16 protein-coding genes are annotated in these 18,793 nt (G+C 60.7%); 15 read left to right on the top strand and 1 reads right to left on the bottom strand.

Annotated features, from left to right (window positions below; genetic code table 11):
• Window positions 1–35 precede the first annotated feature (35 nt).
• From ASG79_RS21045 to ASG79_RS20990, 11 genes are all read left to right on the top strand, one after another.
• On the top strand, window positions 36–1,022 hold the full coding sequence (locus tag ASG79_RS21045; RefSeq protein WP_082581862.1) for a formylglycine-generating enzyme family protein: 987 nt from the start codon (window positions 36–38) through the stop codon (window positions 1,020–1,022).
• On the top strand, window positions 1,019–1,426 hold the full coding sequence (locus tag ASG79_RS21040) for a YidH family protein (protein WP_056393807.1): 408 nt from the start codon (window positions 1,019–1,021) through the stop codon (window positions 1,424–1,426). Before ASG79_RS21045 ends, ASG79_RS21040 begins: the two co-directional genes overlap by 4 nt.
• A 4-nt stretch (window positions 1,427–1,430) precedes the next feature.
• Window positions 1,431–1,769, top strand: a complete 339-nt coding sequence (locus ASG79_RS21035; RefSeq protein WP_056393805.1) for a DUF202 domain-containing protein — start codon at window positions 1,431–1,433, stop codon at window positions 1,767–1,769.
• Window positions 1,770–2,892: 1,123 nt separating this feature from the next.
• Entirely contained in the window at window positions 2,893–4,323 is a 1,431-nt protein-coding gene (gene phnA, locus ASG79_RS21030; protein ID WP_321165900.1) for a phosphonoacetate hydrolase, read from the top strand.
• Window positions 4,324–4,423: 100 nt separating this feature from the next.
• Window positions 4,424–5,785, top strand: coding sequence for an MFS transporter (locus tag ASG79_RS21025; RefSeq protein ID WP_056393801.1), 1,362 nt, complete (start codon window positions 4,424–4,426; stop codon window positions 5,783–5,785).
• Between the two features lie 42 nt (window positions 5,786–5,827).
• Window positions 5,828–7,297, top strand: a complete 1,470-nt coding sequence (locus ASG79_RS21020) for an aldehyde dehydrogenase family protein (RefSeq protein WP_056393800.1) — start codon at window positions 5,828–5,830, stop codon at window positions 7,295–7,297.
• Between the two features lie 24 nt (window positions 7,298–7,321).
• Window positions 7,322–8,215, top strand: coding sequence for a LysR family transcriptional regulator (locus tag ASG79_RS21015; protein WP_056393798.1), 894 nt, complete (start codon window positions 7,322–7,324; stop codon window positions 8,213–8,215).
• 59 nt (window positions 8,216–8,274) lie between these two features.
• The gene (locus ASG79_RS21010; RefSeq protein WP_056393796.1) at window positions 8,275–9,426 is read left to right on the top strand and encodes a TIGR03364 family FAD-dependent oxidoreductase; all 1,152 of its coding nucleotides are present in this window, start codon (window positions 8,275–8,277) and stop codon (window positions 9,424–9,426) included.
• Window positions 9,427–9,505: 79 nt separating this feature from the next.
• Window positions 9,506–10,426 carry a 4-hydroxy-tetrahydrodipicolinate synthase gene (dapA, locus tag ASG79_RS21005; RefSeq protein ID WP_235509888.1) on the top strand — a complete coding sequence of 307 codons (921 nt, stop codon included), beginning with the start codon at window positions 9,506–9,508 and terminating at the stop codon, window positions 10,424–10,426.
• A 411-nt stretch (window positions 10,427–10,837) separates the two neighbouring features.
• The gene (locus tag ASG79_RS24390) at window positions 10,838–10,972 is read left to right on the top strand and encodes a propionyl-CoA synthetase (protein WP_162256840.1); all 135 of its coding nucleotides are present in this window, start codon (window positions 10,838–10,840) and stop codon (window positions 10,970–10,972) included.
• Between the two features lie 1,137 nt (window positions 10,973–12,109).
• Window positions 12,110–13,789, top strand: a complete 1,680-nt coding sequence (locus tag ASG79_RS20990; RefSeq protein ID WP_082581861.1) for a PAS domain-containing sensor histidine kinase — start codon at window positions 12,110–12,112, stop codon at window positions 13,787–13,789.
• 133 nt (window positions 13,790–13,922) lie between these two features.
• On the opposite strand, the gene ASG79_RS24515 is transcribed toward ASG79_RS20990, so the two are convergent.
• Window positions 13,923–14,774 (bottom strand): hypothetical protein, encoded by an 852-nt coding sequence (locus ASG79_RS24515; protein ID WP_056393790.1) that lies wholly within the window; start codon window positions 14,772–14,774, stop codon window positions 13,923–13,925.
• Between the two features lie 355 nt (window positions 14,775–15,129).
• On the opposite strand from ASG79_RS24515, the gene ASG79_RS20980 reads away from it, so the two are divergent.
• From ASG79_RS20980 to ASG79_RS20965, 4 genes are all read left to right on the top strand, one after another.
• Window positions 15,130–16,227 carry a Gfo/Idh/MocA family protein gene (locus ASG79_RS20980; RefSeq protein ID WP_200953213.1) on the top strand — a complete coding sequence of 366 codons (1,098 nt, stop codon included), beginning with the start codon at window positions 15,130–15,132 and terminating at the stop codon, window positions 16,225–16,227.
• A gap of 64 nt (window positions 16,228–16,291) precedes the next feature.
• On the top strand, window positions 16,292–17,275 hold the full coding sequence (locus ASG79_RS20975) for an ROK family protein (RefSeq protein ID WP_056393786.1): 984 nt from the start codon (window positions 16,292–16,294) through the stop codon (window positions 17,273–17,275).
• Between the two features lie 14 nt (window positions 17,276–17,289).
• Window positions 17,290–18,057 (top strand): sugar isomerase domain-containing protein, encoded by a 768-nt coding sequence (locus ASG79_RS20970; RefSeq protein WP_056393784.1) that lies wholly within the window; start codon window positions 17,290–17,292, stop codon window positions 18,055–18,057.
• Window positions 18,054–18,743, top strand: a complete 690-nt coding sequence (locus ASG79_RS20965) for an SDR family NAD(P)-dependent oxidoreductase (RefSeq protein ID WP_056393782.1) — start codon at window positions 18,054–18,056, stop codon at window positions 18,741–18,743. The genes ASG79_RS20970 and ASG79_RS20965 overlap by 4 nt, the downstream gene beginning before the upstream one ends.
• Window positions 18,744–18,793 lie beyond the last annotated feature (50 nt).

Genomic DNA, 18,793 nt, shown 5'->3' with positions numbered 1-18,793 from the left:
TGCTGCCGGACCAATAATCGAACGATCAAGGCCACATGACTGATAAGACTTCCCTCGATAGAACGCCCCAGCTTCCTGACGCAAACTGCTGCTCACCGACAAGACCGGGGCGCCCGCGCCGCGATGAGCCGGGCTGGCGCAAGACGTTGCATGCAGAGGCAGGGGTCGGGCATCTAGACGTGGAGATCCCAGCTGGAGTGTTCCTCATGGGAGATTCCTTCGATGAGGGCTACGCCACTGACGGGGAATTGCCGGTCCATGAGGTGGAGCTGGGGGCATTCCGGATAGACGCGACAGCGGTGACTAACCGGCAATTTGCAGCGTTCGTTGACGCCACCGGGTATAGAACTGAAGCGGAAAAGTACGGCACCTCGGCCGTTTTCCACCTGGTCGTCCAAGCGGACAGGAAAGACATCCTTGGAGCCGCATCCGGATCACCCTGGTGGCTCACGGTCCGAGGAGCCGACTGGGCACACCCGACGGGTCCTGGACAGCACTGGTCCGACATCCCTGACCACCCCGTCGTTCAGGTTTCCCATGATGATGCTCTGGCCTATTGCCGTTGGGCCGGACGCCGGCTGCCCACCGAGGCCGAATGGGAGTATGCCGCACGCGGGGGCCTGCAGCAGCGGCGCTACCCCTGGGGTAATGAACTACTTCGGGCTGACGGGACCCACAACTGCAACATCTGGCAAGGCACCTTCCCCGACGTGAACACCCAATCTGACGGTTACCTGGGCACGGCCCCAGTCCGCAGTTTCCCGCCAAATGGCTACGGACTCTACGAGGTCAGCGGGAACGTTTGGGAATGGTGTGCCGACTGGTTTCTGCCCAAGTACTACCGAAACTCACCACCGGCAAACCCGCAAGGGCCCACAATCGGCAAGGGCCGCGTTATGCGTGGCGGTTCCTATCTGTGCCACGACTCCTACTGCAACCGCTACCGGGTAGCAGCCAGGACATCCAATACGCCAGACTCCTCCAGCGGCAACTGCGGCTTCCGGACGGTCGCTGGTCAATGAGTGACGATAAGAAGATCACCAGTCCGGATTCCGTTCCCCCAAGGAGAGGGAAGGTCGCAGAACTGCTGCTTCCGGGAGGAACCGAACCAGATCCCCGCTTCACACTGGCCAACGAACGGACCTTCCTGGCGTGGACCCGTACATCTCTTGCCCTGTTGGCGGGCGGCATCGCCATCGAAGCGTTCACCTCGGGCATTTTCTTCGCGCCGGTTCGCAAGGGCTTGGCCGTCGTCCTGCTCCTGCTCGGGATCCTGCTCAGTGCCGGATCCGCTGTGCGATGGCTCCGGGTAGAGCGCAGCATGCGCAATAAGGCGCCCCTTCCGTTACCGTATGTTGTTCCCCTCCTGGCCGGAGCTGGAGCGCTGGCAGCCGCAGTCGTTCTGGTCTTTATCCTCGGGCGCTGAACCCATGACGACATCCCGGCACCTCGCTGTCAGCCATGGAGATCCGGGTCTGCAGCCGGAACGGACCACGCTCGCTTGGGGTAGAACAATGATGTCCCTGGTCACAGTCAGTGCCATCTTCCTTCGATGGCTCCCCCACCACGGGTTCCCCGTCCTCACGCTGTTCGCCATCGCAGTTGCCGCAGCCGCCGCCATCTACCTCACACAACGCCGACGTTACAACTCCAGCTCCCACGGCATTTCTCGAGAAACGGTGAATGCAGAAATGCCCGCGGTATTGTGGACAGCCTCCGCCGGGGTCATGCTGGGAGTACTCGGAATCCTCGTCGTCCTCACCGGATAACTCCTTGATGTCCTCTACCAGAAAAGGACGCGAATCCGCTGGCTGCCCTTCCGACACCGAGCCCCGCTGTAGACGACCCCGCGTCTTACGAAGAGCCGCTTCGCCGGGTAGCCCGGAAAGCGGGCAATCTATCCAATCTGAAGTACACCGCAACCTGACGTCGGGCGGCCTGGCCAGGGAGGATTCGGCCTGTAGGCGGAGTTCTGGACTTGTTTCGGACACCGGAGAGTCAGAAGAGGAGTCCTCGCCATCCCCTTGCCGGAAGGGCTTCGATCAAGACCCGATTCTTTGACTAATTCGATAAGTCTCAGGCTACCGAACCCGGGTCTCCTGCCTCCGGGCTGTCAGGGTTGAATCTGAGAACATCCTGATCCACTGTCAATAAACGGAACTGGGGGGCAATTCTGACACCGACCAAGGTCATCACGTCGAGTTTCGTGTGCCAAATGAAGACGCAAGACTGGCGCCGGCAAGTAGTCCCGCGCTGTCCGCCACCCCGTCCAACTCCGCTCAACGGCGAGGCGTCCTGTGAGGAACCTTGTCGGATTTGGCGCGTCGCGCCCGCGTGGGTTTCCACTCCCTCCGGGCATAAGCCCGGTCACTGCCTGACAGAATCGCTGCTATTGGCTCCAAAAGGGCAGAGGGAGGAGCTCCAAAAGGAACTTCTGGACAATATTTCGCCCGCGTCAGGTTCGGCCCGATTCGAGAGCCGCGACGAGATGATCCTGGACTCCAGAGCCTCCAGCAGTTCAGCGTAGTCCGCCGGAAGTTCGATTTTTGGCGCTGCCACAGGCTGTGGAAGCCTGCGGACCGAGGGCCAGACTGACCAGGCCAAAGGCGATCCGTAGCAGGCCGCCGAGGAAGTCAAGGACACTTTCAAGAAGGACGGGCCAGACCCCAGCGAAGGAGCGCTCAGGGGACGGGGCCCGTCCTTTTGCTTGCCCGGAATAGCAATGAACACGAACGGGTTGGCGCCGTCTCCGACCTGTCAGCAGGAGGGCCACGCCCCGTTGCTCTAAGCTGCCTGGCCCCGGGTAAGAGTTTGCGGCTCCACTTGCGTCATAGAGTCAGCTGATACCCGGCATAGTTTTTTGACGCCTATCCGTGCAATCGGATCCTACGGATGCTTATTTCATCAGTTACGAATCTTCCCCGCACCTCCTGGAGAGGATGTAAAGGGCAGATACCGAGAGTAGGAACCCCTATGTCACCAACGGAATTTTCAGTCAATGGCCGGAGCTACGCCTTTTCGGACGCCCCTGTCGTCGTTATCTGCATTGACGGCAGTGAGCCGGCTTACCATCAAGAGGCGATTGCGGCTGGACGGATGCCCTGGCTAAAGGAAGTCCTAAGGTCAACGGGTACTTCGTGGGCGGCACACTGCGCTGTTCCAACTCTGACGAACCCTAACAACATGTCCATCGCCACCGGCCACCCACCGGCCGTTCACGGTATTTGCGGAAACTACATCCTCGACCCTGAATCCGGGGAAGAGGTTCTGATGAATGACCCGAAGTTTCTTCGGGCCCCAACCATTTTCGCTGCTGCCGCTGCTGCTGGGCTGTCAGTCGCGGTGGTCACAGCCAAGGACAAACTCTCCCGATTGCTGGCCGCGGGCCTGACCCAACCAGGCCTGGACCCGGCAGGTTCGGGCAGCATGGTCGAACCTGCCAACAAGGGCATCTGCTTTTCGGCTGAAAAAGCACACCAGGTGACCAAGGAAAGCAACGGCATCGATGCCGTGATGGAACTGGTCGACATGGACCTGCAGGATGTCTACTCGGCAGGGCTGAGCGAGTTCGTGCTCGCCGCGGGCGTAAGAATCCTGCAGAACCAGAGCCCCGATCTGATGTATCTGACTCTCACCGACTACATCCAACACAAGAACGCACCAGGCACTGACGCGGCCAACGACTTCTACGCCATGATCGATCGCTACGCTGCCGCTCTGGACGAACTGGGAGCAATCGTCGTCATCACCGCCGACCATGGCATGAGCCCGAAGCACAAGAGCGACGGCACCCCTCGGGTTATTTACCTGGAAGAAGAAGTTAACGCCGTCCTTGGCTTGGCTGGCGACGTTTCGGATGGGGGAAGCCGTGTGATTCTGCCGATCACCGACCCTTACACGGTGCATCACGGGGCTTTGGGTTCCTTCGCAAACGTTTACCTCCCAGAAGGTGCAGACAGGGAGGCTGTCCTGAGCATACTCGAGGCGCGAGAGGGGATTTCGGGCGTTTACCGCTCCGAAGAAGCCGCCGAACTCTTTGCCATGCCGCTGGATCGGATGGGCGATCTGACGGTGCTGTCGGACAAAAACACCGCCCTCGGCCGGTACGCAGCTTGGCATGATCTGGGAAATCTGGAAGTTCCCTTGCGTTCCCACGGTGGCCTGGGCGAGCTGAACATTCCATTCATCATCAATCGTGTCCTGCCTGCCCCTGCCGAAACTGTCAGCAAGGCCCCTAACGGCGATGAGGCCGTTGTTCACAACTACGACGCGTTCTGGGTCGCAACGACTCATGCATCCGTGAATCTTGTGGGTATCAGCTGAATCATTTGTCGCCGGGCCCGCCGCGAGGCGGGCCCCACAGGCACCCGGCGCTGCGGGGGCGCGCCGATCTATTAGGTTTGCTTGACGAGAGGACTCCGCTATGTCCGATTCAAACCCACCCCAAACCCAAGTCCAAGCCCAGCCACCGGGGGCCCCTTCAGGAACTCTGAAGTCGTCCACCAAAAGGCAGGAGCTGTTCAAATGGCAAGTCAGGATCTTCGCGCTCTCCTGGCTCGCCTACGCAGCCTTTTATTTCCCCCGATCTGCGTTCTCCGCAGCTAAGGTCGGCATTCTCGAAGAAGGCTTCCTGACCAAGCCGACCCTCGGGCTCCTTGACTCCGCTTACCTGGCCGCCTATGCCGTCGGCCAATTCGTGTGGGGCGCCTGCGCAGAAAAATACGGCACCCGCGTTGTCGTCGCCGGAGGAATGATCATGGCGGGAGTCGCATCGCTGCTGATGGGCATCGTGCCCGCCGTCGCGTTCTTCCTTCCCCTCATGATTGCCCAGGGGCTCGCCCAATCAACGGGCTGGGCGGCACTGAGCAAAAACATTGCCTCGTTTTTCACGATCAGCAAGCGCGGCCGGGCCATGGGATTCTTCTCCACCAGTTATGCCTTCGGCGGCCTCGCCGGCGCACCGGTAACAGGTTGGGTGGCGTACTCCCTCTTCGACAGCTGGAGATGGGCATTCTTTGCCGGCACTGCCGTCATCACAATCGCCTTCGTCCTCTTCATCATCTTCCAGCGAAACTCCCCGGAAGAGGTCGGGCTTCCCGGCATCGATGAGGATCCATCCTTACTGGACTCTGAGCATGAGCGAGGATCAAAGTCCGCGCCAGTGGCCACCAGGTCGAAGTTCTCCCCTCGGGACCTGTTGGCAGCCGTCAAGTACGAGCCCATGGTCCTTCGCCTGGGACTTGTGTACTTCCTTATCAAGCCCGCACGGTACGCGATCCTGCTCTGGGGCCCGGTCCTCGTCCTTGAAGCAATGCCGGACCTGAGCACCATGACAGCGATCCTGGTTCCAGTGGCATTCGGCGTAACCGGAATGGCCGCCCCCGTCCTCGCCGGATGGATGTCCGACACCGTCTTCGGTGCCCGCCGTGTCCCACCCAGCGTGCTCTGCCTCCTGCTGATGGTTGTAGCCCTCGCACTCTGGCATGTCATTACCGCGACCGGCTCCCTTCCGCTGATTGTGGCGCTGCTGGCCTTCATCGGGCTGACTGCCTACGCCTCAGATGCGATGATCTCCGGCGTCGCCGCGGTGGACTTCGGAACGTCAAAATACGCCGGCGGGGCTACCGGTTTCGTCAACGGTTGCGGGTCCATCGGGGCCATCCTCGGAGGGCTCCTTCCCGGATTCTTCTCCGGCGTCTTCATCTTCTACACCTTCGCCGCGGCGGCCCTGGTTGCCGTTATCGTACTCCTGCCATCCTGGAATAAGCGGCCCGTCAGTGTCTGACCGATTCGATAACGGTCCAGCGCCGAAACCAACAGAGGAAAAATGAACACCTTCAATGACTTCGAGTTGAACCTCAACTACATAGACGGCCAATGGCGGCCGGCTTCCGGGGGCAAAACCTTCCCCAACTACAATCCGGCTGATACCAGAGACCTCATCGGCCACTTCCCCGATTCCTCCAGCCAGGACGCCCTGGACGCCATCGGAGCCGCAGAAAAGGCACGGCAGCAATGGGACTCACTGGGCACCATCAAGCGCGGTGACATCCTCTTTACCGCGGCAGAGATCCTGGCGCGACGGAAGGACGAACTGGCCCGTGCTGTTACCAGGGAACAGGGAAAATGCCTCCGTGAATCCCTCGGGGAAGCGCAGCGGGCCGTCGACATTCTGCGCTACATCGCAGGTGAAGGCCGGAGACTGTCTGGGGCGACCCTTCCAGCAGACGAGCCCAGGAGCATGGCGCTGACCTGGAGGAAACCCATCGGAGTGGTCGCCCTCATCACCCCCTGGAATTTCCCACTGGCCATCCCGGTATGGAAAATGGCACCCGCCTTGCTTTCGGGCTGCACGGCCATCCTCAAGCCTTCCCCCCTGGCGCCCCACACAGCAGCCCTGCTCGTGGACATCTTCACCGAAGCCGGTCTACCCCCTGGGGTGCTGAACCTGGTTCAGGGCGACCGTGAACCAGGCGAAACGCTCAGCAACCATCCGGATGTCAAAGGCATCTCCTTCACCGGATCCCTTGGAGTCGGGCTGGCGATCCAGGCGGCTGCAGCGCCACGGTTGGCCAGAACACAGCTCGAACTCGGAGGCAAAAACGCCCTCATAGTTTTAGCTGACGCCAACCTTGACCTCGCAGCTGACGCCATCCTCCACGGCGCCTTCGGACAGGCCGGGCAACGTTGCAGCGCCACCAGCCGGGTTGTCGTTGAGCGCAAGGTACGCGAAGAGTTGGTCGGCAAGGTCCTGGGCAGAACCTCTGAGTTAACCATCGGTGACCCGTTCGAAGCCGGCACGCGGCTTGGACCTGTGGTGAACGAGGACCGGCTCACCGCTTGTGTGCGTGCCATAGAACAAGCCCGCATCGAAGGCGCCGTAGTACGCACCGGCGGGTCTGCCGCCACCTCCGGCGACCTGGCCCACGGTTACTACATGGAACCGACACTCCTCACCGAAGTGGCACCGGACTCAGAACTCGCCGTTGAGGAAGTTTTCGGTCCCGTCCTGGCCGTGATCGACGCCGAAAACTTTGACCATGCAATGGATATCTCCAATTCCGTGCGCTACGGCATGTCCGGCACGATCTTCACCAACAACCGCGCCCACATCTACGACGCGCTCGACCGGTTTGAGGCGGGCATGCTGCACGTCAACCGCCCGGGCGTCGGGGCGTGGCCACATATGCCGCACATGGGCGCCAAACTTTCCCAGTACGGTGCACCCGAATGTTCACCGGAAACCTGGGACTTCTACATGGAATGGCGTTCGGCGTGCATCAGCTTCCCGGCATGAGACGCTCCGGCTAGGTTCGTGGTCATGAACCTCAGCATTCAGGGCCTACGAATCTTTCTCGCGGTCGCCGAAACCGGAAGCTTCTCGGCAGCAGCCCGCAGGCTCTACATGAGTCAACCTTCGGTTTCGGCACATGTACGCAGCCTTGAGACCTCCCTGGCAGCGCACTTGCTGGACAGAGGGCCTGCCGGTGCATCACTGACACCGGCAGGCCAGGTCCTCGCCGACCATGCCCGGGCAATCTTTGAGGTCATGGACCAAGTGGATACCGATGTTGCAGCTGCCCAAGGCATACAAGACCGCAAACTTTCAGTCGCCGGAACCAGCACGCTTGGATCGTATCTCCTCCCCCGGGCCATCAGCCGCTTCCTCAACGAAAACCAAGGATTGAGAACCGAGCTGAGGGTCGGCAACACCGAAAAAGTTGCTGAGTGGCTGATCAACCGGGAGGTGAGCCTGGCAATCTGCGCAGGCGAAATCGACCACGAGCAGCTGGAGGGGACGGTAATCTTCGACGACGCGCTGGTGCTGGTGGCAGGCAGGGCCAGCGCCCTGGCCGGACGCGATCTCTCCCCCGGGGATCTGGAAGGCCAGCGGTTCCTGCTCCGGGAAATCGGCTCCGCAACGCGGTTCGACCAGGACCAGTCCCTCGCCGAGTGGAAGCTGACTCAGGCCGAGCAATGGACCATCTGGACCTCGGAAGCAGCCAGGGAATCCGTCCGCGCGGGCCTTGGCCTCGCCCTCATCTCTGAGCACGTGGTGGCACCGGACCTGCGCTCAGGCGAACTCGTACGACTCAACATCCATCCGGCTCCCCGGCACCGCCCCGTTTCCCTGGTCCGCATGGCCGGACAATCACTGACCCCGGTTGAGCAGGCCTTCGTGGGGATGCTCCAAAAAATGCATGCCTGGCCCTAGGGCCACTCAACACTGCGCCGCGCTTCAGCACCCGACCCACTCTTAGAAAGGCAGGACCAATGAACACCGCCGATCCCACCCCTGCGCTCAAAGGCGAGCACACGGACCTCCTCATCGTCGGAGCCGGCATCATCGGCCTCGCCCACGCATTTCAGGCACACCAAAAGGGTTACAACGTCCGGATCATAGAACGCGACGCCAAGCCCAACGGAGCCTCCATCCGGAACTTCGGCCACTGCTGTATCACAGCCCAAGACGGGCCACACCTTGATACCGCCTACAGGTCCCGGGAGGGCTGGCTCGCCGCCGCCAAAGCCATCGGTTTCTGGGCGCCCGAAGCCGGCGCCCTCGTGGTGGCCCGAAGCCAAACCGAACTGGCTGTCCTCGAACAGCTCAGCGACAAACGAGGCAACGACAGCGTCCGACTGCTGACAGCAGATCAAACAAAGGACCGGCTCGCATCCGCCGGATCACCCGATCCCGGGATCTGCGGCGGAGCGTTCCTTCCGGCGGACCTCCGGGTTGATCCACGCACGGCCGCCCCCGACATCGCCAGCTGGCTCCAGAACCAGGAGGGGATCACCATCCATTGGGGAACAGCAGTTAGCGAGATCCAGGAAGGCGGACTCGTGCGCACCACCCGCGGGGACTTCCAGGCGGACAAAGTCCTCATATGCGTCGGACATGACCTGGATTATCTGCTGCCGGATCTCGCCGCCCGGTACCAGGTCCAGCGCTGCGCCCTGCAGATGGCCATGGCACCCGCGCCGAGAGGCTACAACCTTGACTCTGCTGTGCTGACCGGTACATCAATGACCCGCTACGACGGATTTACCACCATGCCCGGGGCCGACGCAGTCCGGCAGGAAATCTACAACCACAGCCCCGAACTCATCGATATCGGCGCGAATGTCATGTTCACCCGCAGGCCCGACGGAACAGTGCTCCTCGGCGACAGCCATGTCTACGGCCAGACAATAGCTCCTTTCCAAGACGAGTGGATGACCGCCCGACTGGTCCGCGAAATCGAGAAGGTCCTCGGCGCGTCCTTGACCGTGACCCAGCGCTGGCAAGGAATCTATGCCTCCAGCCCGCTGACGTCACTCCTCGTCGAGGACATCGATACCACAACCACCGCGATTACAGTTACCTCCGGAATCGGCATGACGCTCTCCTTTGGTATCGCCGCGGAAACCATCGACCGGCTCTGAACCAAGACCGGCAAAGAACGCGAGCACGCGGGCCCAAACGACAATAGTGCCGCCCCAACCAGTTATGGAGACTTAACCCGTGCCAACGGAACCACCACCGCCATCAATTCCTGCCCGCCCCTTCGGCAGCCTCATCACGGCCATGGTGACGCCCTTTACCGCCGAGGGCAAGGTGGACCTTCCCACGGCCGCGGAACTCGCCGCCCACCTCGTTAGCAAAGGGAACGATGGCTTGGTGGTCGGCGGCACAGCCGGTGAAGCCTCCACCATGGACGAACGGGAAAAAGAGGAACTCATCAGAGTCGTCAAGGAAACAGTCGGCGACACGGCAAGCGTAATTGCCGGTACGGGAACCAACGACACCGCCCGGTCCATCACCATGTCCCAAAGAGCGGCCAAAGCAGGCGCCGACGGTCAACTCGTCGTAACCCCATACTTCAACAAGCCCACCCAATCCGGCTTGTTTGAACACTTCAGCAGCATCGCGGCAGCAACAGAACTGCCCATGATGCTTTACGACATACCAGGCCGCACAGGAACGGCAATAAGCACAGACACCATGAGGCAGCTCGCTGAAAACCCACGCATCGTCGCACTCAAAGACGCAAAAGCCGACTTCACTGCAACGACAATCATCATGGCCCAAACCAACCTCGCCGTTTATGCAGGCGACGACGCTCTCGCCTTACCCTGGCTCACAGCCGGCGCTGCAGGACTCGTCAGCGTCACGGCCCACGCCGCCCCTGAACTGTTCCGAGAACTGATAAACGCAGTCGACCACGGAAACCTGCCCCAGGCACGACAAACGCATTTCGCCCTTGCTCCACTCGTTCGCGCCGTAATGGGCCACATCCCCGGAGCAGCGTCAGCGAAACACATCCTCCACCACCAGAAGATACTGCCCAGAGCCACCGTGAGGGCCCCGCTGACCCCTCCCAACTCCAGGGAAGCAGCAAATATCGCAGCAGAACTCGAAGAAACACCGTGGGACCTCTCATGATCCGACAAAATCCAGCGGCAATCTCCAGAAATACTCACTCCTTGAAACGGCACCTGCAAGACTACTCGGGGCCATTGACCTCAGATCATCGTGGAAAACCTGGCCGACGGTGCCGAAATCGTGGGTGCGCCCTCATTGATAAAACGAAAGAATCCAACCATGTCGCAGCGCACCACGGCGTCAGCATCCATCAACCACACGGCGATGCCTTGAAAAACCCTGCTGAGCGAACCGCCAGCCTTTCCGCCCAGCCCGGGAGCGGCGCGAGCACAGCTGTCACCGGCTGCAAAGTATGACGACTCAATGCTGACCAGCCTGCTTACTGTGTCAAAAGGCGCGGGAGCTGCTGACCTGGAGCAAGGACTCCACCCAGGCAGTGAACTGGTCCGATCCACCGTTCCCCAGAGATTTGTGACCGGTGAGCTTAATGCGGCGTACGACGCCCTGGACCGGCACGTCGAGGCCAGCAATGGAGAACGGGTTGACAGCTACTCCGACGGCGAACGCGGTGACACCTACACGTACGCCCAGGTGACGAGGATATGAAGAAGGCAGTCAACGCATCGAGTCTCTGGGTGTAGCAGCGTCGAATCCTGCAACGAAAGCGCGCATATGCCAAGCGTTGTTTTCGGCAATTGCTAACACAAACAGATGGAGGAGTGTAATGCCGAACCTGGACTCGCCTATGAGAACGGAGGACTGGGTCTTCCTAAACACGGGGGATCGCATTGTGGTCCAGCGGCCGAAGTCGATGCCCTCTCTTGGGACCATAGACGATGTGTCAGAGGACGCATCGATCATCTGGGTATGGCTCGATGGACTAGGGCGGATTCTCATAACCGAGAACGATGAAGTGACCGTTTCAGTCGCCTTACCCATCCCCACTCAGTAGCCTGACGATATGGAACATGCTGCGCATGCCAATTCTTCCATGCGTGCGAGGACATAACTGGTGTGCGATAGCGCGTTGAAACTGTTCTCCGCAGTACACCCCAGCCTGACGTGAAGGCGGTTTCACAAGGGAGGATTCACCCTGCCGGTGGGGCTTGGGTCTTGTACTCAGACACCTATCGAGCCGCAAGAGGGGCCTTCGTAAGCTCCCTGCCGCATGCGAGTCTCGTCGAGTCCCGATTCTTTGGCCTATTTCGATGATTCTCGGGCTACCGCACCTCGGTTTCCTGCCATTCGACTGTCAGGGTGGGATTTGAAAACCTCATGAGCGACTGTCATGAAAACGGAATTTCGGCCTATTCTGACGCCACGCCGATCGTTGCTTCGAGTTTCGCGTGCCAGGTGTCGCTCGGGGAGTGCCTGCAAATGGGGCTGGTTCCCTTGCATCGACGATGGCGTTTTCCGGTGACTTGAGGATTCAAAACTATTACTCACTCAGCGTCCCGACTATGCCGCGCTGTTTCCCGAACTCGGCGGGTATACTCCTCGCAGGAGTAGTAAGTAGCCTTACTTGTGGGCTCGGTGTCCAGCAGTGAGGCGCCGCGCTCCACTTCTCTGCCGCGCCGACAAGGAGACAGCGTCAGAAGCGCGATGAAAACGGTGAAGTCCTGCGTCCCCTCGTTCTTTACTTCCTGGCGTGGAGTTACAACCACCGGGATAAGTCAGTCCCGTGGGGCGCCCGCATACAAACGCATCAATGAGGCGTCGCAGCCAGTGTGGTTGAATGCCCTTATGGGGGACACGACACTTCTGTTCGGGGCAGAACGGTACTTCCGGGCGTTGGGGCCCCGCGGCCGAACAGTACTTTTCCAGTTACCGCTGTCCATCACGATGCTGCTGGTCACTGTCCTGGTGGTCCTGCTACACCCAGCCATCGATTGGGTGCCACCGCTCATCCTCAGCATGGGCGCACACCTGCTGCTTCTTTGCGCCTGCGCCGTGATTCCCTGGCAGCGATTTCCCACATGGGCTACATTGGTCATTCCGTTCCTGGATTGCCTGGCGGTGGGTGTGACCCGGGAAGCCGGGGGCCAGTACCTGACCGTGCTGGGCTATCTCCTCGTGTTTCCAGTGGTCTGGCTTGCCGCCGGCCGGCACCGCATCGGCGTCGTCATCGCCGTGGTGGCAACGATCCTCAGCGCGGTCCTGCCGCCGGTCCTCCTTGGCACAGGCATCGACCGGGCAGATTTTATCCGCATTGTCCTGCTTCCCGTCATCCTGGGAGCCATTGCAGTGACCACCTACGGGGCCTTCAACGTCATCTCATTCCAACGGCGCACCGTGGAACAACGGGAAACCGAGGTGCGCGACTTGCTTGCTGCCAGCCAGGACCGGGAACAGCTGCTCGGCACCGTCCTGGACACCGTCAGCGTCGCAGTATCGGCGGTCGACCCCCAAGGCGAACCCATCCTGACCAATCACCAGTACAGCAGCCACGTCACCCGGGCCGTCCAAAAGGACAAGCTGGCACAGAACCCGTCGGAGATCACCATTTACGGCCCGGACCGGGCCACTCCCCTCCCGCTGGAAGAAAGCCCCCGCAGCCGGGCCGCGAGGGGTGAGGCCTTCACGGACGAGCTATTGTGGATCGGCTGCGGCACCAGCCAGCGCGCCTATTCCGCCACTTGCCGCCTGATAAAAGCCCCCGACGGGCAACGGCGCGGCGCGGTGATGGCCTTCACGGACGTCACAGCCCTGGTGGAAGCCCTCGCGGTCAAGGACCAGTTTGTCTCCAGCGTCTCCCACGAGCTGCGGACCCCGCTGACCTCGATCCTTGGATACCTGGCCCTGGCCCTGGACGAGGATCTGGAACCGGATCTGGAGGACTACCTCACCGTGATCCGCCGCAACACCCAGCGGCTGCTGGGCCTGGTGGATGACCTGCTGGCCACCGCCACCGACGCCTTGAGCACCAATCCCCGGCCGGCTGATCTCGCCGAAATCCTGGCCCACAGCATCGAGGCCGCCTGTCCCCGGGCCGGGGCGGCGGGCATCACCCTCACCCTCGACGTGGAACCGGGCACCCAGCTCACCGGGAACTTCGATCCCGACCGTATTGGCCAAGCCATCGACAACCTGGTGTCCAACGCCATCAAATACACCCCCGACGGCGGGTCCGTCACCATCTCCGCCGGCGCCAAGGACCACACGCTCTACTGCCACGTCACTGATACCGGTGTTGGCATGACCGAAGAAGAACAGTCCAAGGCGTTCACCCGGTTCTTCCGGGCCGCCAACGTACACTCCTCCACCATTCCCGGAGCAGGGCTTGGACTGGCCATCACCAAATCCATCATCGAAAACCACAAGGGAACCATCAGTATCTCCAGCAGCCCCGGAAAGGGAACATTAGTATCCCTTACCCTGCCACGCGCAACCGTCGGAGCCGGGCCAGTGGAAAACATCTCCTGAGGATCACAGCTAGCCGCCTCGGTGAATGTGTCCATACCCCCAGGTCGCCACTTACCGAATTGCTGCCGGATCTTTGGCTCATGAATACCAGCGCTGCCAGATTGAGCTTTCGCGTGAACGAGGATCGATCGAGCTACCCAGCGTACGGGCTCACGCGGCACGTGTATTCTTTCCTGGCGCCCGGCATCAGGAGTTTCCCCGGAGACGCGAAGACATCGCCTCTTTCGCCGTCAGGGTAGGGCAGGTCCGACCAGGGTTCCAGGCATACGAATTCGGCCCCTGGCTTCTTCCAGACAGCAAAGTGGGGAAACTCATCAGAAGTCTGCATCGTGAGCAGAGGCCCTTCAGCCGAGACAAGCTGGACAGCGCGGCTGCGAAGTGACTCGAAAATGATCGCTCCTCCAGCCAGCAGTTCCTCGCTCAAATCCAGTGCAGTCCCCACCAGCGGAGAGTTGTACTTTTCGGGAGTGAGTTGAACTCTGGCGTTGACTCGCCTCGTTGGTCCTTTTTCGTCGTGTGCGAAGAGGAGTTTCCACCTCTGATTTCTCGGCGTGCGAAACGCGGGGTGCCACCCGAGGGCCGCCGGAAAAGGGGTGTCCCCGGTATTTGTCAGGGTGAACGTCAGGACCAAGTGCCCAACATCGAGGTGCCACCGCGTTTCGAGCGAAAATGGGAAGGGAAACTCCGTCCCGGCCCGTGGACTGTGCTCCAGATGAAAGTGAGCCATAGTGGGAGTGGAAGTAACTGTCGTGAAGTCACGGTCCCGAGCGAATCCATGCTGGTTCATGGGATAACGTCGGCCCTTATGCAGGATCATGTCGTCTGTAACCCGGCCTATGACGGGAAAAAGGACAGGAGCGTGGCGGGCCCACTCGGGCCCCGCGTCCCACAGCAACTCCTGCCCTCCCCTTTGGAGAGAGACAAGCTCCGATCCCTTGCTCTCAATAACTGCGCTGAGTTGGTCATTTCTTAAGTGGACCTGCATGGGTGCCTTTCAATGAGTAACGGGAATGGGCGGCGAACCGGGGGGTGCGCCACTGGCAACTACACCGACGGTCGCGACGCTGATCTACCCTCTAGTGGGAATCCTTGGCCCGCCCCCCCCTTCCCAGTTTCTAGGGGCTGCCCGATTGGGCACGCGCGAATCCCGCCGCCGTGTAACCTGCACGACATAAGGCTTCATTGACACTTGGCGAAACGGATCACAAATGTGTCGCTAGGGCGCGTTCCTTTCCGCGCCGCATCGTTGACAGCGCCAAACGACACACATACCATCGAGGTACAACATCTGAGATAACAAATATCACATGAGCAAAATCGCGAGTACGTAAGGAATCAATGTGACAAGTCCTTTGAGGGTCATTGGTGTTGGCTTCGATCACATGCATATCGGGGATCAGCTCCAGACGGCGATCGACCACCCGGAGACAGAAGTGGTTGGTCTCATCGGAGAGGACCTCGTACGAGTCAATGACGTGGCACGCAGCCTGGACCTCCATGTGCCTAGTTTTGGCAGTTTGAAGGACCTAAAGGCCCTCATTTCCGCGACAGATCCTCACATCGCGTTTGTGTGTACAACCACTGCTGTCCACGCTGATGTGGTCGAAGTGCTGGCCGACGCTGGAATTCATGTGATTCTGGAGAAACCCTTTGCAGACTCTCTTGACGCCGTCGACAGAATGATCACCAGCAGCGAAGCCAACGGCACTCTGCTGACGGTAAATTGGCCTCTGGCCTGGCTGCCGTCTCACAGGACAGCCAAACGCCTGATCGCTGAGGGCTCCATTGGAGAGGTTCAGGCTGTCCACTTTTACGACGGAAATCGCGGACCGCTGTTCCATACCCACGGAAAGGTGGAGACCTCCCCCACCACGGAGGATAAAGCCGCCAGCTGGTTTTATGCGAAGGAGGCCGGTGGCGGAAGCCTACGTGACTATCTGGGCTATGGGGTCACCCTGGGCACCTGGTTCCGTGATGGCGGCCTGCCCGAGGCGGTCACTGCCGACTGGTTCGTTCCCGAAGGGCTTGAGGTAGACGAGCAGTCCGTGGTGGTCGCCCGCTACGGCACGGGCCTCTCTGTCTTCGAAACCCGGTGGGGAACCCTGAGCGACCCGTGGAATCTTCAGCCGAGCCCGCGGTGCGGGTTCGTGATTACCGGCACCACAGGGAGCATTACTTCCTGGGACTACGACGTTGAGGTAACCCTGACGAGGGGCAACGGGTCAGCCCCGGAGCACGTCAGCGTTGATGAGATTGCCTTTGAGGACAAAACTGCGCTGGCAAATGTTGTTGCTCACCTGAGGACCGGCCGCCCACTGGATTCGCCGCTGACCGCAGCCACTTCCCGCATCGGACATGCCATCGTCGAAGCCGCCGTGCGTGCAGCCGAAACGGGCCACAGGGTTGGTCTGAACGATGTCGGCGGTTTCGGACAGTGAACGCACTCCGAGAGGCGCGTGAACTCACACCAAACAGGTCCCGAGCCGATAGGAAGGGGACGCGATGACTACACGTGGCCGGTTCCTTGGCATTGACGTCGGTGGGACACGCGTCAAATGGTCGCTGGTTGAAGACGCCAACGTCGTTGCCAGCGGGGACGTCCCAACACCACGGGAGGGAGGAGGAGTACTTATCAATCTCCTTAAAGACCTCACCGCGAGCATGGATCCAGCACCATCGGCCATCGGATTGGCCCTGCCGGGGCTCGTCAACACCAGGACAAAATCCACAGTCTTCATCCCGAACATCCCGGGCAACTGGAAGAACTTTCCGATCGCGGCGGAGTTAGAGAGCGCCAGTGGAGTGCCCGTCTTCATCCTCAACGATGCCCGGGCCTTCGGTCATGCAGAGCTGATAATCGGAGCAGGACGGGGGGAGAAGAACGCTCTCTTCCTCACGCTGGGTACGGGCGTGGGCGGCGCCATCGCGCGGAACGGACAAGTCCTGGTCGGGGAAATCGATTCCATCGGTGAGATGGGCCACGTTAACATCGATGCGGCCGGAGAGATTTGTGGCTGCGGCGGAATTGGCTGCCTCGAAACCGTAGCGTCTGGTTCGGCCTTGGTCGGCCATATGACGAGAGCGGCGTTGACATCCGTCTCACCCGTGCTGACGTCGGTCCTGGGCGACCGTGGTCTCACGGCTTTGACGCCGGAATCCATAAGCCGGGCAGCAGACATGAAAGATCCTTGGGCTCTGGCCGCCTTTGAGAACATTGGCCGGTACTTGGGTCTTGCCGCCGGAACCGCCTGCGTCCTCATGCAACTCTCATGTGTCGTTGTCGGTGGCGGAATGTCGGGTGCCTTCCGGCATATCGCCCCCTCGATGAAGGCGGCACTGAGCGAGCGCGCCACCGTAACGGGACCCATCGCGTTGCACCAGGCTCAGCTCGGCCCGGAGTCAGGGTCGGTGGGCGCTGCCTTGTACGCCGGTATCAGGACAGAACAACAATCAAACCAACTTTTCAGCCAAGACCTAGCACTCTAAGGAATAGATACCCCATGACGTGGATTGACGAAGCAATCGTGGTCCTGAACCGCATTCAGAACGAACAATCGGAAAACCTTGAAAAGGCAGCTCAGATTGCCGCCGATGCAATCGGCGGCGGAGGTGTCGTCCACACCTTCGGCACCGGACACTCCCGTATCCCTGTCGAGGAGATGTTCCCCCGGTACGGTTCCTTTCCAGGGTTCCATCCCATCGTTGAACTTTCGATGACCTTCCACACCGAGATTGCCGGCGCCAACGGACAGCGGCAAGCCATGTTCATTGAACGTGTTCCTGGCCTTGCTGAAGTCATTCTGTCCAACTTCAAGCTTCGATCCACCGACGCGATCATGATCTTCAGCGCCAGCGGACGCAACGCTGTCCCCGTCGAAACGGCCATGGTGGCAAAAGCCGCGGGACTCAAAGTCATTGCTGTCACTTCGGGAACTGAGAGCAAGACTGTGCCTGCCACGCACTCGTCCGGGACCGTCCTCAGCGACCATGCTGACGTCGTCATCGACCTCTGCACGCCACTGGGTGACGCAGCGGTCACCATCAACGGCTGGTCCAACAAGGTTGGCCCGGTAAGCACCGTCGCGAACGTCGCCATCGTCAACAGCATCAAAGTCCTCACCGCGCAGAAGCTTGCAGACCGGGGTATTGAACTTCCAGTTCTCACGGGTGCGCAAATCGTTGGACAGGAAGCATCGGAAGAGCTGTTCGAAAACGCCTACCTGGAGCACGCCAAGCGGAAGTCCGACGTTCTGCGGGTGCGCGCATGACCGCCCAGGCGTGGGTGGTTGGCGGGACCGGGGGGATCGGCGCGGCATGCGTGAAATCCTTTCAGGCTGACGGCCTCCGGGTACACGCCTCGAACCGCCCCGACGAGGACATCACCGAACCCGGCGTGGCCGAGGACGTCGCCCGCACACTTGCCTCCGACGGCGGATTCTCCATTGCCGTGCACACAATCGGCATGAGCGGTCGCCGACTGGGCGATGGCCCCGTCAGCAAATGCACTGACGAAGCCTGGGAAGAAGTCATCCGGGTGGACCTGACCTCGGTCTTCCGGTTCCTGCGCGCCTGCCTTCTATACGCGGAGGACGGCGCATCAATCGTGCTGATCGGCTCTGCCCTGGCCAAAGGGCTCGACGAAGACTTCCTGACGGCAGCCTACCGTGTGGCCAAGGCAGGCATGCACCCGCTTCTGGAGGCCGCGGCGTACGAAGGTGCACGCCGTGGCATTCGGGTGAACATGGTCTCCCCCGGTCTCGTGGACACACGAATGGCGCAGCGCGCGCTAAATGATGAATACATCCAATCGAGGTTCCCCGAGCTGATGCCCCTGACGAAGCGGCCATCAACGGCTGAGGAAGTCGCCAACGCGGTCCAATGGCTGGCAAGCGACAACGCGGTTCAGACAACAGGGGCAGTCATCCCCGTCGATGGCGGCTGGCTCCTTCGCTAACACCAGCCCCACGGGCTCGGAGGTGAGAGACCTCCCTACCAACTTAGGAC

The sequence above is a fragment of the Arthrobacter sp. Soil761 genome (assembly GCF_001428325.1).
Lineage (GTDB): Bacteria > Actinomycetota > Actinomycetes > Actinomycetales > Micrococcaceae > Arthrobacter.
The sequence above is the reverse complement of the archived record's forward strand: the minus strand, read 5'-3'. Positions and strand labels throughout refer to the sequence as shown.

What these genes read in the sequence shown, in the direction of transcription:
- ASG79_RS21045 (WP_082581862.1), top strand. Translation starts at nt 36, where the DNA reads ATGACTGATAAGACTTCCCTCGATAGAACGCCCCAGCTTCCTGACGCA.
- ASG79_RS21040 (WP_056393807.1), top strand. Translation starts at nt 1,019, where the DNA reads ATGAGTGACGATAAGAAGATCACCAGTCCGGATTCCGTTCCCCCAAGG.
- ASG79_RS21035 (WP_056393805.1), top strand. Translation starts at nt 1,431, where the DNA reads ATGACGACATCCCGGCACCTCGCTGTCAGCCATGGAGATCCGGGTCTG.
- phnA (WP_321165900.1), top strand. Translation starts at nt 2,893, where the DNA reads ATGCTTATTTCATCAGTTACGAATCTTCCCCGCACCTCCTGGAGAGGA.
- ASG79_RS21025 (WP_056393801.1), top strand. Translation starts at nt 4,424, where the DNA reads ATGTCCGATTCAAACCCACCCCAAACCCAAGTCCAAGCCCAGCCACCG.
- ASG79_RS21020 (WP_056393800.1), top strand. Translation starts at nt 5,828, where the DNA reads ATGAACACCTTCAATGACTTCGAGTTGAACCTCAACTACATAGACGGC.
- ASG79_RS21015 (WP_056393798.1), top strand. Translation starts at nt 7,322, where the DNA reads ATGAACCTCAGCATTCAGGGCCTACGAATCTTTCTCGCGGTCGCCGAA.
- ASG79_RS21010 (WP_056393796.1), top strand. Translation starts at nt 8,275, where the DNA reads ATGAACACCGCCGATCCCACCCCTGCGCTCAAAGGCGAGCACACGGAC.
- ASG79_RS20990 (WP_082581861.1), top strand. Translation starts at nt 12,110, where the DNA reads ATGGGGGACACGACACTTCTGTTCGGGGCAGAACGGTACTTCCGGGCG.
- ASG79_RS24515 (WP_056393790.1), bottom strand. Translation starts at nt 14,774, where the DNA reads ATGCAGGTCCACTTAAGAAATGACCAACTCAGCGCAGTTATTGAGAGC.
- ASG79_RS20975 (WP_056393786.1), top strand. Translation starts at nt 16,292, where the DNA reads ATGACTACACGTGGCCGGTTCCTTGGCATTGACGTCGGTGGGACACGC.
- ASG79_RS20970 (WP_056393784.1), top strand. Translation starts at nt 17,290, where the DNA reads ATGACGTGGATTGACGAAGCAATCGTGGTCCTGAACCGCATTCAGAAC.
- ASG79_RS20965 (WP_056393782.1), top strand. Translation starts at nt 18,054, where the DNA reads ATGACCGCCCAGGCGTGGGTGGTTGGCGGGACCGGGGGGATCGGCGCG.